Annotated in this window: 16 protein-coding genes; 10 read left to right on the forward strand and 6 right to left on the reverse strand. The window is 71.8% G+C overall.

Features of this window, described 5'->3' with window-relative positions:
* Window positions 1–284: 284 nt before the first annotated feature.
* From SD626R_RS03275 to glyA, 4 genes are all read right to left on the reverse strand, one after another.
* A complete protein-coding gene (locus tag SD626R_RS03275; protein WP_092563423.1) occupies window positions 285–1,283 on the reverse strand; it encodes an ornithine cyclodeaminase family protein in 999 nt (332 codons plus the stop codon).
* 85 nt (window positions 1,284–1,368) lie between these two features.
* Window positions 1,369–1,647: a DUF8015 family protein gene (locus SD626R_RS03280; RefSeq protein ID WP_092563426.1), complete on the reverse strand. Its 279-nt coding sequence runs from the start codon at window positions 1,645–1,647 to the stop codon at window positions 1,369–1,371.
* A gap of 166 nt (window positions 1,648–1,813) precedes the next feature.
* A complete protein-coding gene (locus SD626R_RS03285; RefSeq protein ID WP_092563429.1) occupies window positions 1,814–2,224 on the reverse strand; it encodes a DUF3054 domain-containing protein in 411 nt (136 codons plus the stop codon).
* Window positions 2,225–2,328: 104 nt separating this feature from the next.
* Window positions 2,329–3,576: a serine hydroxymethyltransferase gene (gene glyA / locus SD626R_RS03290; protein ID WP_092563432.1), complete on the reverse strand. Its 1,248-nt coding sequence runs from the start codon at window positions 3,574–3,576 to the stop codon at window positions 2,329–2,331.
* Between the two features lie 256 nt (window positions 3,577–3,832).
* Between glyA and tbsP the strand changes: the two genes are divergently transcribed.
* From tbsP to SD626R_RS03335, 9 genes are all read left to right on the forward strand, one after another.
* Window positions 3,833–4,639, forward strand: a complete 807-nt coding sequence (gene tbsP / locus SD626R_RS03295) for a transcriptional regulator TbsP (protein ID WP_092563435.1) — start codon at window positions 3,833–3,835, stop codon at window positions 4,637–4,639.
* A 70-nt stretch (window positions 4,640–4,709) separates the two neighbouring features.
* Entirely contained in the window at window positions 4,710–6,401 is a 1,692-nt protein-coding gene (locus SD626R_RS03300; protein ID WP_092563438.1) for a YcaO-like family protein, read from the forward strand.
* A 36-nt stretch (window positions 6,402–6,437) separates the two neighbouring features.
* Window positions 6,438–6,776 (forward strand): cupin domain-containing protein, encoded by a 339-nt coding sequence (locus SD626R_RS03305; RefSeq protein WP_092563441.1) that lies wholly within the window; start codon window positions 6,438–6,440, stop codon window positions 6,774–6,776.
* A 502-nt stretch (window positions 6,777–7,278) separates the two neighbouring features.
* A complete protein-coding gene (locus SD626R_RS03310; protein ID WP_092563444.1) occupies window positions 7,279–8,283 on the forward strand; it encodes a beta-ribofuranosylaminobenzene 5'-phosphate synthase family protein in 1,005 nt (334 codons plus the stop codon).
* Between the two features lie 81 nt (window positions 8,284–8,364).
* Window positions 8,365–9,201, forward strand: coding sequence for an RAD55 family ATPase (locus SD626R_RS03315; protein ID WP_092563447.1), 837 nt, complete (start codon window positions 8,365–8,367; stop codon window positions 9,199–9,201).
* A gap of 126 nt (window positions 9,202–9,327) precedes the next feature.
* Window positions 9,328–10,179, forward strand: coding sequence for a hypothetical protein (locus SD626R_RS03320; protein WP_092563450.1), 852 nt, complete (start codon window positions 9,328–9,330; stop codon window positions 10,177–10,179).
* On the forward strand, window positions 10,176–10,877 hold the full coding sequence (locus tag SD626R_RS03325) for a DUF8135 domain-containing protein (protein WP_241996717.1): 702 nt from the start codon (window positions 10,176–10,178) through the stop codon (window positions 10,875–10,877). The genes SD626R_RS03320 and SD626R_RS03325 overlap by 4 nt, the downstream gene beginning before the upstream one ends.
* Before the next feature lie 86 nt (window positions 10,878–10,963).
* Complete coding sequence (locus SD626R_RS03330) at window positions 10,964–12,079, forward strand: putative sulfate/molybdate transporter (RefSeq protein ID WP_092563453.1); 1,116 nt, start codon at window positions 10,964–10,966, stop codon at window positions 12,077–12,079.
* 408 nt (window positions 12,080–12,487) lie between these two features.
* Entirely contained in the window at window positions 12,488–12,817 is a 330-nt protein-coding gene (locus SD626R_RS03335) for a transcription factor S (RefSeq protein WP_092563456.1), read from the forward strand.
* A gap of 104 nt (window positions 12,818–12,921) precedes the next feature.
* On the opposite strand, the gene SD626R_RS03340 is transcribed toward SD626R_RS03335, so the two are convergent.
* Window positions 12,922–14,025 carry an NADH:flavin oxidoreductase/NADH oxidase gene (locus SD626R_RS03340; RefSeq protein ID WP_092563459.1) on the reverse strand — a complete coding sequence of 368 codons (1,104 nt, stop codon included), beginning with the start codon at window positions 14,023–14,025 and terminating at the stop codon, window positions 12,922–12,924.
* A 166-nt stretch (window positions 14,026–14,191) separates the two neighbouring features.
* Between SD626R_RS03340 and SD626R_RS16665 the strand changes: the two genes are divergently transcribed.
* On the forward strand, window positions 14,192–14,353 hold the full coding sequence (locus SD626R_RS16665; RefSeq protein ID WP_176697260.1) for a hypothetical protein: 162 nt from the start codon (window positions 14,192–14,194) through the stop codon (window positions 14,351–14,353).
* 54 nt (window positions 14,354–14,407) lie between these two features.
* Here the strand turns inward: SD626R_RS16665 and SD626R_RS03345 are convergent, their stop codons facing one another.
* Entirely contained in the window at window positions 14,408–14,953 is a 546-nt protein-coding gene (locus SD626R_RS03345; RefSeq protein ID WP_092563462.1) for a DUF1684 domain-containing protein, read from the reverse strand.
* Window positions 14,954–14,967 lie beyond the last annotated feature (14 nt).

Here is a 14,967-nt window from a genome sequence, read left to right on the forward strand (position 1 = left end):
GGTGTGAGGTGCGGTCGCCGTGCGGTCGGGCGGGACTCAAAGGGGCAGCCGCGAGGACGGGGCAGGCGACGCAAGCAGCGTGGCGCTACGCGCCACGGGTAGCCGGCGGCTCCGCCGCCGGCGACACCGCAACGAGGGAGCGAACGAAGTGAGCGACTGAGCGAGGAGCGCAGCGAGCGTGCCCCGTCCTCGCGGCTGGGGCTTTGGAGGTATCCTCCGTCGTCTACGTATAAAACGTCACGTCAGATACCCAAATCGATCACCCACAGATCACAGAGTCCGTATTATCGTCCTGTAAGCGCCTCGCTCGCGGGCGCGAAGTCGATCGTCTGCCCTCGCCCCAACTCGCTCGCGCGCTCGTAGAGCATCTGCGCGGCGGCCACGGTCTCGATCCCGGTCCCGCCGGAGTCGAAGACCGTGATCTCCTCCTCGCTCGTTCGGCCCGGATGTCCGCCGGCGACGACCTCGCCGAGGTCGGCGGCGACGTGGTCCTCGTCGACGAGCCCGACCTCGACCGCCGCCAGGAACGAGCCCGCGTCCTGCGCCGCCCGCTCGCGGATGTCGGGAACGTACGTCGCCCGAGCGACCAGCTCCGGCGGGAGCTCGTTCTTCTTCGGGTGGTACTGCCCCATCGCCGTGACGTGGGTTCCGGGCTCCACGTCGGCGTCGTCGATGACGGGGTCGCTCGCGTTCGTCGCCGTGATCACCACGTCGGCGCCGGCGACCGCCTCGCTCGCGCTCTTGACGGCCGTCACCTCGGGGTCGATCCGGTCGGCGAACTCCTCCGCGAACGCCTCGCGGTGTTCGGCGGTCGGCGAGAACACCCGAACGGCCTCGAAGTCGCGGACGGTCGCGGTCGTCGCGAGCTGGCCCCGCGCCTGCGCGCCGCTGCCGATCACGGCGACCTCCGTCGCGTCCTCGCGGGCGAGCGCGTCGACCGCCGTCGCCCCCGCGGCGCCCGTCTTGAACGGGTTCATCGAGGCGCCGTCGAGCACCGCGAGCGGCTCGCCCGACTCGGTGTCGAACAGCGGCGTGATGAACCAGGCGTCGCCCGCGCCGAACCCCGCTGAGTAGGTGTAGCCGCCCATCGCGCCCGTCTCCGGCAGTAGCGCGGCGTAGGTGGTCAACATCCCCGGCGGGTCGCGGTTGAGCAGCTTCGTCCGCGGCTCCGCGGGCGCGCCCTCGCCGACCTGGCGGTACGCGTCGCGGACGGCGGCGACGTACTCCGCCGGCCCGGCGAGGTCGTCGACGTCGGCGCTCGTGAGGAACAGCGTCTCGGTCATACCGATCCCCTCGGGGGCGGGGGACTAAACCGTGCAGGGAACCGGCACGAGACCGGAGGGCAACCCCGCCGGGCGGCCGAGCGCGTCAGTCGGATCCTTCGGCTCCGGACTGCCCCGTCCGCGACCGGTCGACCGCGCGGTCGAGCGAGTCGCCGACGGAACCGCTCGCGGACCGGTCGATCCCCTCGCGAACGTCCGCGACTGGGTTCCGGACGAACATCGCGTGGACCATGACGCCCCCCGCGACGAGCGCGCCTCCGGGAAGCGCGGCCGTCAACGACAGCCCGACCAGGTTGAGGACGGCGGTCACACCGATCAACGCGGCCGGAATGAGCCCGAGAACGTAGTCGTAGTACCCAGTCATGCTCCGGCTGACACTACTACGGAATCAGTATTAAATTTTTCTCGGGGTTCTCTGTGACACCTCACGTGATCACCCCGAACGTTCTCATAAGTTATGCAGACGTATCCGCCGCGAGGAATCGAGCCGAAAAACGCGAAACCGACGACCGGACCGTCGACTCCGGGGTCTACCGGAGACGGAAGTACAGGGCGCGCCAGCCGCCGAGGAACACCGATCCCGCCACGAGCATGACGACGGCGAAACTCAGCTCCGCGCCGCCCCGGAAGACGAAGGCGCGGAGCGCCAGCCCGAGGACGGCGGCCGGGATCCACGACCGGATCGCGAGCGGCACCGACGACTTCGCCGTCTCCGCGGCGCCGGCGGAGTACGCGCCGACGACCGGCGCGACCAGGGCCCAGGCGATCAGGAACGGCGCGTAGACGCCGGGCAGGTACAGGGGGTTCGCCGTGAGGAACTCGACCGAGGCGTGGTTCAGCGTCCCGATAGTGAGCATGACGATCAGCGCGAGCAGGTCGCCGATCACGAACGGGGCGGCGGCGCGGTCGAGGCGGTTCGAGAGGAACGACGAGTCGGCCATGTCGACCAGTCCGAGACGCCCCTACTTTGTACGCACGGATTCGGGCGGGCGGGACGGTCTCGGTCGACGGCGACGCCGACGCGTCGGCGACCCCGACGAGGTCGTCACTCGTACAGCGGGTTCGCCTCGCAGAGCTCCACCACGCGCTCGCCGACCTCGTAGATGACGTCGTCGCTGTCGACGTTGTCGACGACGCGGTAGATGAGGTCGCCGACCTCCTCGATCGCCGCCTCGTCGAATCCGCGGGTCGTGAGGCCGGCCGTGCCGGCGCGGATCCCCGAGGGGTTGAACGGCGACCGCGTCTCGCCGGGGACGGTGTTCCCGTTGAGCACGACGTTCGCGGCCGCGAGCGCGTCCTCGGCGTCGCCGCCCGGCAGGTCGGGGTGCGAGTCGCGGAGGTCGACCAGCACGAGGTGGTTGTCGGTGCCGCCGGAGACCAGGGAGAGCCCGTGACCCTGCAGCGTCTCCGCGAGGACCTCGGCGTTGTCGACGACTCGCCGCGCGTAGTCCTCGAACTCGGGCTCGAGCGCCTCCTTGAACCCGACCGCCTTGCCGGCGACGTTGTGCATGAGCGGCCCGCCCTGCCCGCCGGGGAACACCGCCTTGTCGATGTCGTCGGCGTGCGCCTCGTCGCACATCACGATCCCGCCGCGGCCGGCGCGGATCGTCTTGTGGGTCGAGCCGGTGACGAAGTCGGCGACGCCCACCGGCGAGGGGTGGACGCCGGCGGCGACGAGCCCGGTGATGTGGGCGATGTCGGCGAGGTGGTAGGCGTCGACCGCGTCCGCGGCCGCCTGGATCTCCTCCCAGTCGACGGTCCGTGGGTACGCGGAGTAGCCGGAGACGACGATGTCCGGCTCGAACTCCTCGGCCGTCTCGCGGAGGCCCTCGTAGTCGATGTACCCCGTCTCGGGGTCGACCTCGTACTGCTCGACCTCGTACATCTGCCCCGTGAAGTTCGCGGGGTGACCGTGCGAGAGGTGGCCGCCGTGGCTCAGCTCCAGCGAGAGGATCTTGTCGCCCGGCTCCAGCGTCGCGTAGTACACCGCCTGGTTCGCCTGCGTCCCGGAGTGGGGCTGGACGTTGACGTGCTCGGCGCCCCACAGCTCCTTCGCGCGCTCGATCGCGAGCTCCTCGACCTCGTCGGCGTACTCGCAGCCGGCGTAGTACCGGGCGCCCGGGTACCCCTCGGCGTACTTGTTCGTGAGGACGCTCCCCTGCGCCTCCAGTACCGCCTCGCTCGCGTGGTTCTCGCTCGCGATCATCGCGAGCGTCTGCTCCTGCCTGTCGCGCTCGCCGGCCAGCGCGTCGGCGACCGCCGGATCGACCTCCCGGACGTGCTCGTTGTCCATGTACGAACCCGGGTGCGATCGCGCATTAATCCTTCCGTCGCGGCGTCGCCTTCGCCGCGCTCGCGGGGCCGCCGTGCCGTCTCTCCCCCTCGCCGCACGCCGCTCGGCTCCCGGCCTCTGACGCGTCTCTTCCGCCGGCGCGACCTCGATCCGCGAATCGGCCGTTTTCGGGCGGTTCGGCGGCTGATGGCCCGTTGTTCACTCCTCGAATCCCGTTAATATTAAATAGACATCTGGCTTTTATCCGGAGAGATAGATGGTATCGAATTTATTGGAGACGAACGTCGAGAACGTCCTCGATACGGCCTTCGCCGGCGCCGACGAGGAGCTCCTCGTCGTCGACCCGTCCGCGGGGACGATCGTATCGCTCGTCGAGGCCGCGACCGGCCGCGACGACCTACCGATCCTGTCGATGCTGGCGGACGAGCGCACGCTGAAGGACGTGACCGACGACTTCCTCGTCGCGTCGAAGGCGGCCGACCTCGTCGCGGACGGCTCGCTCGGCCTCCGCGTGCTCTCGGCCGACGTCGACAACGCGCTGTTCGTCTCGCCCTCGCGGGTGGTCGTCCTCGTGAGCGCGGGCGAGCACGTTGCCGCGCTCTCGACCGAGGACGCCGACTTCGTCGACGAAGTGTTCGCGACGCACCGCGACGCCTTCGAGACGGCCGAGGAGTACGGCCTCCGGACCCCGGCGCTCGGGCGCGTCCGGGAGACGATGGCGGCCGAGATCGGCGAGGCCGCCCGCGACGACTTCGACGCCGTGCTCGCGTCGATGGAGTCGGCCGACGCCGCGCTCGACGAGGTGACCGTCTCGCTGCTCGTCGCCGCGAAGAACGACGTGCTCCTCTACGACATCTCGAAGTGGGGCGAGGACGTGGGGATCGCCTCGAAGGCGACGTTCTCCCGGACGAAGACCCGGCTGGAGGACCAGGGGATCATCGACACGGAGAAGGTCCCGATCGACGTGGGTCGCCCGCGGCTCCGGCTCAAGCTCGGCGACGAACGGCTCCACGGCGTCGACGCCGGCGAGCTCGCCGCGGTCGCGAGCGACCTGCTGGCGTAGGGAGGGCGCCTCGATCCCCGCCGACGCCGCGACCCGCGGCTTTTTTTCGCTCCTTCGCGTCGGGCGGGACATGGACATCGCACTTGTCGGCGAGGGCCCCGCGGTCGACGCCGTCGCGGCCGCGCTCGGCGACGTCGACGTGAACGTGATGCCCGTCGAGCCGGGGCTGCTGGACGGCTTCGACCTCGCCGTCGTCGCCGACACCGCCGGCTCGTCGGCGTTCGCGGCCGCGAACGACGCCCTCGACCGCTGGGTCGCGATCGAGGTCGGCGGGCTCGGCGGCGTCCCACTCGACGACGTCGACGCCGCGGTCACCGTCTTCGACGCGGCCTGCTACGACTGCCTCCGGGCCCGGGTCGCGAGCGGCGGGGCGGAGCCGGCGGACGCCACGCAGGGCCGGCGGTCGGCCGTGCGCTACGCGGGCGCGCTCGCCGGGCGCCGCGTCATCCGCCTGCTCGCCGGCGACCCGGTCGCCGACACGGTCGTCGAGGTCCCGGGCGCGGAGCGGACCCTCCTCCCCGCCCCCGGCTGCGACTGCGGCGACGCCCCCGGCGACGCGCTGCCGCGGGAGCACGCCGACCGCTCGCTCGACGAGTCGATCGACCGCGCCGAGCGGGCGGTCGACCCCCGGATCGGCGCGCTCTCCGAGGTCGGCGAGCGGGAGTCGTTCCCGGTGCCGTACTACGTCGCGCGCGTCGCCGACACGACGCCCTTCTCCGACGTCCGGGCCGCGGAGTTCGGCGGCGGCGTCGCCGCCGGCTGGGACGCGGCGTTCATGAAGGCGCTCGGCGAGGGGTTAGAGCGGTACGCGGCGGGCGTCTACCGCGAGGCGTCGTTCACTCGCGCGCCGGCCGCGAACGTCCAGAACCCCGTGACGCCCGACGCGTTCGTGCGCCCCGACGATCACGAGGCGTACGACCGCGACGACCGGCTCGCGTGGGCGACGGGTGAGGCCCTCGCGACCGGCGAGCCCGCGAGCCTCCCGGCGGAGTTCGTCCGCTTCCCGCCGCTGGAGCGGCGGTATCGCCCCGCGATCACGACCGGGCTCGGGCTCGGGAACTCCGGGCCGGAAGCGGCGCTGTCGGGGCTGTACGAGGCCATCGAGCGCGACGCGACGATGACCAGCTGGTACTCGACCACGGAGCCGCTCGGACTGGAGGTCGAGGACCCGACGTTCGCCGAGCTGGAGAAGCGCGCGCGGGCCGAGTCGCTCTCCGTGACTCCCCTGCTCGTGACGACCGATATCGACGTGCCCGTGGTCGCGGTCGGCGTCGCCCGCGACGGGGACTGGCCCCGATTTGCGGCCGGGTCGGGCGCCGACCTCGATCCGGTCGCCGCGGCCCGGAGCGCGCTCGCGGAGGCGCTCCAGAACTGGACGGAGCTCCGGTCGATGGGCCCGGACGCCGCGGCCGACGAGGGCGCCGCGATCGGCCGCCACGCCGACTTCCCCGACGAGACGCGGGCGTTCTTCGACCCGGACGCGAGCGTCGCCGCCGACGCCCTCGGCGAGCCGGAGCTCTCCGGAACCGACGAGTTGGAGGCCGTCGTCGACCGCGTCGAGACCGTCGGACTGGAGCCGTACGTCGCCCGGATCACGACTCGTGACCTCGCCGGGATGGGGTTCGAGGCGGTCCGCGTGCTGGTGCCGGGCGCGCAGCCCCTCTTCACCGGCGACCCCTTCTTCGGCGACCGCGCCCGCGACGTGCCGCGGTCGATGGGCTTCGAGCCGGAGCTTGCGAAGGAGTACCACCCGTTCCCGTAACCACTATTTAAGTCGTTCCCGCCCGCCGGCTCTCTCATGGACATCGTACCAGACGCGGACGTCGAGGCGGTCGAGGCGGTCGACGGCGTGTTCCTCACGCAAGGCGCGGTCGGCGAGGACGCCAGCGTGCAGCACTTCGTCATCGAGCCGGGCGCGTCGGTCCCCGAGCACGACCACCCGCACGAGCAGGTCGGCGCGATCATCGAGGGGGCGCTCACGTTCCTCGTCGACGGGGAGGAGCTGGTCGTCGAGGCCGGCGACACGTACGCGATCCCGGGCGGCGAGCCGCACGCCGCGCGCAACGACGGCGACGAGACGGTCGTGGGGTACGACATCTTCTCGCCGCCCCGCGCGAACCCGGACTGGAAGGAGTGAGTAGTCAGGCGCTATTTATCACCAGACGGCGGTGCGGTGGCGCGTGCCTCCGAGGCCGCCTCGCGGCCGAGGAGCACGCGCGAGGGACGCCGCGAACGCCCGCAGAGCGTGAGCGGCGAGGCTGGGGAGGTGTGAGGTGCGGTGCGGTTGCGGTGGGCGGGACTCAAAGGGGCAGCCGCGAGGACGAAGACGGGCGACGTAAGGACCGCAAGGAGGGAGCGTAAGCGACCGACTGAGGACCGCAGCGAGGCCATCGAGTCCTCGCGGCTGGGGCTTTGGGGGTGGTCACCGCCGATCCGAACTCAACAACGTACGGCTGAGCGACTGGGGCTTTGGCGGTGTTCACCCTCGATCCGTCGTCAATGGTTTATAAACGAGCGGCCGGGGCTTCACTAGTCCCCGCTATCGCTGAAGCGGCGGAGTCGTAACGAACGCGATCAGGGGCAACGCCCGCCACTGTCACGCACCCTTTACCGGTCGCCCGCGAAACGACAGCATCGCAATGGCACGCGCGAGCGCCGGGGCCCGACTCCACTTCGGCTTCTGTAATCTCAGCCTCTCGCACGAGCGGCTGTACGGCGCCCTCGGCCTCGGCCTCGCGGAGCCCCGCGTCGTCGTCGAAGCGGAGCCGGCCGACCGGGTCAGTGTCGAGACGATCGACGATACCGACTCCGCCGCCGACCCCGCCGTCGGCGACGACGTCCGCGAGTACGCCCGCACCGCCGTCGACCTGCTCGGCGTCGACGGCGCGCGCGTCACCGTCCGCGAGTCCCTCCCGCGCCACGCCGGCCTCGGGAGCGGGACCCAGCTGGCCGCGGCGACGCTCGCCGCGATCGGGGTCGCCCACGGGAGAGACCCGAAGGTCCGCGAGCGCGCCCCGGCGCTCGGCCGCGGCGGGCGCTCCGGCGTCGGCGTCGCGGCCTTCGAGGCGGGCGGGTTCGTCCTCGACGTCGGCCACCCGACCGCCCGGTTCACGACCGACCGCCCCGCGGACGGCGAGTGGACCGTGCCGCCGGTGGCCGCCCGTCACGCCGTCCCCGACGACTGGCGGTTCCTGCTCGTGCGTCCCGACGCCGACCCGGGGAGGAGCGGCGACGCCGAGGACGACGCGATGCGGACCGCGGTCGAGCGCGCGGACCCCGGGCTCGCCGACCGGATCGGCGGGATCGTCACCCGGCGGGTGCTCCCCGCGGTCGCGACCGGGAACGCCGAGCGGTTCGGCGCCGCGGTCGCGGAGATCGGCCGGCTCAACGGCGCCTGGTACGCCGACGAGCAGGGCGGCGTCTACCGCCCGCCGGTCGGCGACGTGGTGGCGTCGCTGTCGGCCGCGGCGTCGGTGTTCGGCGCGGGCCAGTCCTCGTGGGGTCCGACGGTCTACGGCGTCACGGACGCCGCGAACGCCGACGCTGCGGCCGCGGCGGGCGAGCGCGCGCTCGACGAGGCGGGCGTGTCCGGGTCGGTCGCGGTCGTCCGCGCGGCCGAGGGCGGGGCGCGGGTGGAGGAGTAGGCGACGGCCGCTTCGCCTCGTGCCTGCTCGCATCCCCGCGCGAGCAACAACACTAAGCGGGGCGGCGACCCGGTACGGGACATGACGAGCGTTCCGTTCGGCGTCGCCCGCCTCGACTCGATCCTCGGCGGCGGGGCGCCGCCGGGCAACGTCGTGCTGCTCGCCGGCGAGTCCGGGGCCGGCGCGCGCGAGTTCTGCTACACCAGCGCGGCGATGAACGCGCTCGGACGCGCCGACGCGGAGCTGTTCGACCTCTACTACGGCGACCTCTCGCCCGACGCCGAACTCCCGGAGAGCGTCCACTACCTCTCCTTTACCGCCGACACCGACGCGCTCACCCGCGAGATGGGGTACACGATGGCGGACGAGATCGTCGACGCCGCCATCGACGAGATCGCCTTCCGGGACCTCTCGCCGGAGTACTTCCAGCTGAGCCCGATCCCCCGCGACTGGTACGAGGAGGAGACGGCGTCGATCACGGAGCTCGGCGACCGCGGCGAGTACGAGGACGTGCTCACGGCGTTCGGCGACTACCTCTCGGCGAACGCCGACGGAAGCTTAGTCTGTATCGACTCCGTCACCGACCTCGTCTCGATGGTCGACGAGGACACGGAGTGGAGTGACGTGGCGATGGTGATGAAGGGGCTGAAGAAGGCCGCCTACGAGTGGGGCGGGCTCATCCTCGTGTTAGTGAACACCGACTCGATCTCCGACCGCGAGTTCGGCGCCCTGATGGACGCCGCGGGCGGCACCCTCCAGTTCACGTGGGAGAGCGGCGGCTCCCAGCGCGCCCGGACGATGTTCGTCCGCGAGTTCCGCGGCGTCCTCTCGCGGCTGGAGGCGGAGAACATCGTCCGGTTCGAGACCGAGATCCACGACGGCGGTTTCGACATCAGCGACGTGCGGAAGATCCGGTGAGGAGGCCCCGGCGCCGCGGGAGGCGCCGCCCGATCGGGCTCGACGCCGAGTATCGATCCGGAGAACGACGCGACAGATTACTTAAGTCTGCCCGCTAAACGAGTCGTAGATGACGGAGACTCCTCAATGAGTGACCTCGATCCGACCGACGGGACGGTCGACGACGCGGTCGAGGCCGCGGCCGACGAGGTCGGCGTGGCCCGCGAGGAGCTCCTGAAGCGCGCGATCGTCGCGCTCGCGGAGGCCGAGGGGGTCGACGTGCCGGACGCCGAGGCGGTGGCGGCGATCGACTCCCGGCTGGACGCCCTCGACGCCGAGGTCGACGAGAAGGTCGGGGACCTCCGGGAGCGCTTCGTCGAGCTCTACCGCGAGCTGGAGTCCGCGGCGCCGGCCGACCACGCGCACCCCGAGACGGCCGAGCGGCTGGACGCGCTCGCGACCGACCTCGACGCGATCGCCGAGCGGCTCGACGAGGTCGAGGCGGACGCGGCGGCGCGATCGACGGCCGACGAGGCGGTCGAGGAGCGCGTCGGCGAGCTCGACGACCGGCTCGCGAGCGTCGAGGAGCGCGTGGACGACCTCGCGGAGCTTGAGGCGCGCGTCGACGCGATCGACACGGAGGAGCTCGACGACAAGCTCTCGCGCGTCGCGAGCGCGGTCGTCAGAGTCCGGCGCCGGCTGGAGGCGGCCGAGCGCGACCGCGCCGACCGCGAGCGGCTCGACGCGCTGTCGGCGACCGCGAACCGGAACGGGGTCCGGAAGGCGGCCTGCACCGACTGCGGCGAGACCGTCGACGTCGGGCTGCTGACGGAGCCGGAGTGTCCCCACTGCGGCCGGGAGTTCGCCGAGCTGGAGCCGAACCCCGGCTTCCTCGGCACCTCGCGGCTCGTCGCCGCGGAGCAGCCCGCCCTCGACGGCGACGTCGACGACGAAGAGACGGGCGGCGTGAGCACCCGAGACCCCGGAGGCGACCGATGAGCGACGAGGGAGACGGGCCGCGGGGCGACCCCGACGGAAACGACGAGGACGACCCGTTCGACGCCCTCGCCGACCCCACCGAGGGCGACGAACACGCAGCGATCGACGAGTCCGCCGAGGTTGACGACCCCTTCGCCGAGCTCGGTGCGGGGGTCGACACCGAGGACGCCGACGACTTCGGGGAGGGCGGATCCGACGATTCCGGTTTCGACGGCTTCGATTCGGACGGCTTCGACCCGGACGGCTTCGACGCAGACGACTCCGAACCCGGCGGCTCAGGACCCGACGCGGTCGGTCTCGGAGCCGGTTCGCCCGCCGCCGGAGACGCCCCCGACTCGGGCGACCCCGATCCCTTCGGCGACCTCGGTCCCGCCGACTCGGGCGACCTCGACGACGCGTTCGAGCGGATGGACGTCGGCGGCGCGGCCGAAGAGGACATCTGGGAGTCTCTCGACGCGGACGCCGGGGTCGCCGACGCGGCGGGCGAGGCGACGTCAGCGCCCGGCGAGGGCGACGCGGAGCACGTCGTCTCGAAGCGGACGTACTGCCAGCAGTGCCCGCACTTCACCCCGCCGCCGGAGGTCGCGTGCACCCACGAGGGGACGAGCATCGTCGAGGCGGTCGGTTTCGACGAGTTCCGGGTGCGGAACTGCCCGATGATCTCCGAGGAGGACCCGACGTTCGATTCCGGCGAATGAACTGAATACAGTTACGCCGAGACGAAGCGATCCCGACGGCGGTTTCTGAACAGCCTCAAGCGTCTCGGACACGACCGTCCTCCACGGTGGGAATCGTCGATAAAACGCGACGGCGCGGGGTCGAGTTCGGTCCGGGGGCGGTCACCGGGGCGATAGGGGATTCGATTACGGTCGTCCCGCTCGTCGTCGCGCTGTCGCTCCTGACCGGCGTGTCGCTGCCGCACGCGCTCGCCGGCTTCGGCGTCTTCCAGGTCGTCTGGGGGGTTCGGTACGGGCTCCCCGTGTCCGTCGAGCCGATGAAGGCGTTGGCCGCGCTGGCGATCGCCGGCGCGCTGACGTACGCCGAGCTCGCGCTGGCCGGGCTGGTCCTCGGCGTCCTCCTCCTCGCGGTCGGGCTCACGGGCACCCTCGCGCGGGTCGAACGCTGGATCGGCGAGCCGGTGATCCGCGGGGTCCAGTTCGCGGTCGGGCTGCTCCTCCTGCGGACCGGCGTCGATCTGGCGCTTGGCGACCCGGTCCTCGCGGCCGTCGGCGTCGGGATCGCCGCCCTCGCGGCCCTCGCCGGGCACCCGAAGGCGAGCGCGCTCGCGGTGGCGGTCGCGGGCGTCGTGATCGCCCTCGTCACCGCCGGTATCCCCGCGCCGCAGTGGCCCGGCGCGCCCCCGACGCCGTCGCTCTCGGCGCTCTCGGCGGCGGCCACTCGGAGCGCGGCCGACGGCGTGGTCGCGCAGCTCGCGATGACGATCGGCAACGCCGCGCTCGCGACCTCCCTGCTGTTCGCCGACCTGTTCGACGCCGAGGTGACCCCGGACGAGCTCTCGGCGAGCATGGGCGCGACGAACCTGATCGCGGTGCCGCTCGGAGCGATCCCGATGTGTCACGGCTGTGACGGCGTCGCCGGGAAGCACGCGTTCGGCGCGCGCACCGGGGGCGCCAACGTCGTCCTCGGCGCCGGCTACTTCCTCGCCGTCCCGTTCGCGACGCCCGCTCTCCTCGGCGCCTTCCCGGTGGCGATGCTCGGCGCGCTGCTCGCGATCGTCGCCGTCTCGCTCGCGCGCAACGCCGTCGACTCGGAGAACGTCGCGCTCTCGGTCGCCATCGGGCTCGCCGCGCTGGCGACGAACCTCGGCGTCGCGTTCCTGCTCGGGATCGTCGCGCACCTCGCGTGGGAGCGGATCGGCGAGAACGTCGACAGTATATAAATGGACGGCGGTGCGGTGGCGCGTGCCTCCGAGGCCGCTTTGCGGCCGAGGAGCACGCGCGAGGGACGCGGCGACCGAAGGGAGCCGCGAGGTTGGGGAGGCGTGAGGCTGCGATGCTGTGCGGCCAGGGTGGGACTCAAAGGGGCAGCCGGGAGGGCGGCGCAGGCGACGTAAGCACCACAGGGAGCGAGCAAGGCGAGCGACCGAGGAGCGCAACGAGCGTGCGCCGCCCTCCCGGCTGGGGCTTTGGAGCGATTCGCCGTCGATCGGTAGCTGCCCACGTCTGACCGAGCGGCTGGGGCTTTGGAGGTGTTCACCGCGTCGCCGACTATCTTTAATCGAACAAACCAGTCGTATCGAGCGCAGTCACGGGAGCTAAACCGCTTGACACCCTATCGCGGCGCATCTATGCAGTTCTGCGACGACTGCGGTTCGATGATGGTCTCCGTCGACGGGGAGATGGTGTGTCAGAACGACGACTGCGGCGGCACCGCCGAGCGCGACGAGTCGCTCGCGGCCGACTTCGAGTCGACCACGGAACAGACCGGTGACGAGGTGATCGAGACGGAGGAGGGCGCGAACTTCGAGGGGAAGCCCACCGCGACCGACGTCGTCTGCGACGAGTGCGGCCACGGCGAGGCGTGGTACACGATCAAACAGACCGGCGCCGCCGACGAGCCCCCGACGCGGTTCTTCAAATGCAAGGAGTGCGGTCGTCGCTGGCGCGGCTACAACTGATAGATCCTGATCCCGCTTCCGGCGCTACGTGACCGAGAGCTTTGCCCGATACCGTAGCGCGCTCCACCCCGGGTCGCGGTCGAGTCTCTTCCTCACCCACCCCCTCAGTCGAACCGACCGCGCCGGTACTGCACCGGCCACTCGATGTCCGCGCCGAGCTCGTGGGCCGCCTCCAGCGGCCAGTACGGGTGCCGGAGCATCTCTCGGCCGAGCGCGACGAGGTCGGCCCGCCCGTTCCGGACGAGGGCGTCGGCGTGCGTCGGCTCCGTGATCCCGCCGACCGCGGCGACGGGCACGTCGGTGCCCTCGCGGATCGCCTCGGCGTACGGCACCTGGTATCCCGGACCGGTCTCGGGGAGCTGCTGGTCGGGGTGGATCCCGCCGCCGGAGACGTCGACCAGGTCGGCCCCGGCCTCCGCGAGCAGCGGGGCCAGTCGCACGGAGTCGTCGACGTCCCACGAGTCGCGGTCGGGGAGCCAGTCGGTCGCGGAGATCCGGACGAACACGGGCTTGTCGTCGGGCCAGACGTCCCGCACGGCCGCGACGACCTCGCGGGCGAGCCGCGTCCGATCCTCGAAGCTCCCGCCGTACTCGTCGTCGCGGTCGTTGGTGACCGGCGAGAGGAACTGGTGGAGCAGGTAACCGTGGGCCGCGTGGACCTCGGCGATCTCGAAGCCGGCGTCGAGCGCGCGCGCCGCGGCGTCGGCGAACGACTCGATCACGTCGTCGATGTCGCCGCCGTCCATCCGGCGGGTCGCCGCGGGCTCGCCGGTCTCCGAGCGGTCGCCGTCGGGATACGGCGCGTCGCTCGCCGATATCGTCTCCCAGCCTGTCGGGTCGTCTTCCGGAATCGGATCGCCGCCCTCGGCGGGCGGCCGATGCGACCCCTTGCGGCCGGCGTGCGCCAGCTGGATCCCGGGCGTCGCGCCCTGCGACCGGACGAAGTCGACGATCGGCTCGATCGCCTCGGCGTGCTCGTCGGACCAGATCCCGAGACAGCCCGGGGTGATCCGACCGCGCTCCTCGACGGCGGTCGCCTCGGTCATCACGGCGCCGGCCCCGCCGACGGCGCGCGAGCCGAGGTGGATCCGGTGCCAGTCGTTCGCGAGCCCGCCGTCCGCGGAGTACTGGCACATGGGCGACAGCATCACGCGGTTCCGAAGCTCGGTGTCGCGCAGCGTCAACGGCGTGAAGAGCGAATCCGTCATCGTCGAGTCGAAGGAGCGCCGTCGGGTAATGCGCTCCGATCCCCCGCGCGGGTCGCCGCCATCGCAGCGGTCCGCCGATCGCGCGGGTCCGCTGCGGCGGTCGCGGTATCGCCTGGGTTTAGGCCGACCGAAACCTATAACCACCCGTACCCCCGACGAGGTTGTAATGAGCACTGGGGACCGGATCGAGCGCGGCGCCGGAGAGTCAGCGGACGCACGGCCGATCGTCGCGGCGAGTCGCTGCTCGCCCGATCGAACCGTCTTCACGGAGCAGGGGAACACGGACGCGTGGATCGCGACCGACCTCACGGTCGAGCTGGAACGGTAACGCGGCGCGACTCGGCGGTCCGCTTCTCTCTCGTCGAACGAAACGGTCCGTAGACTACTCGATGTCGGGCGCGCGCTCGCCGGCCGGCACGACGATCTCCAGCCAGTTCTCCTCGGGCGGGAGCGGGCAGGCGAACGTCTCGCTGTACGCGCAGAAGGGACTGTACGCGAGGTTGAAATCGAGGGTGACGACGTCGCCGTCGGCGAGCCCGCCCGCCGGTTCCAGCTCCATGTATCGGCCCTGGTGATACGTCTGCTGGCCTGTGGTCTTGTCGCGGAAGGGGACGAAGATCTCGCCGTCCTCGCCCTCCTGTCGGTAGCCGGCGAGCGCGCGCTCCTCGCCGTCGACCTCGAACGCGAACGTGACGACGCGGAGGTACCGGACCGGGTTACTCGCGGTGGTCTCCATCTCGACGGGCTCGGGGTCGTCGTGGACGGTCACGGTCGCCTCGACGCGGTACGTCTCGTCCGGCGGGAAGTAGTCGAGCCCGTCGAAGTCGTCGCGGCGCTCGGGCGGGACCGGCGACTGCGGATGCTCGGCGAAGAACTCGTCCTTCTCGCGGCGGTTTGCGCGGAGGCGCTCGGCGTACTCGTCGGTCATACGCGGCCCGAGGG

The sequence above is a fragment of the Halorubrum sp. SD626R genome (genome assembly GCF_001261915.1).
Taxonomy (GTDB): domain Archaea; phylum Halobacteriota; class Halobacteria; order Halobacteriales; family Haloferacaceae; genus Halorubrum.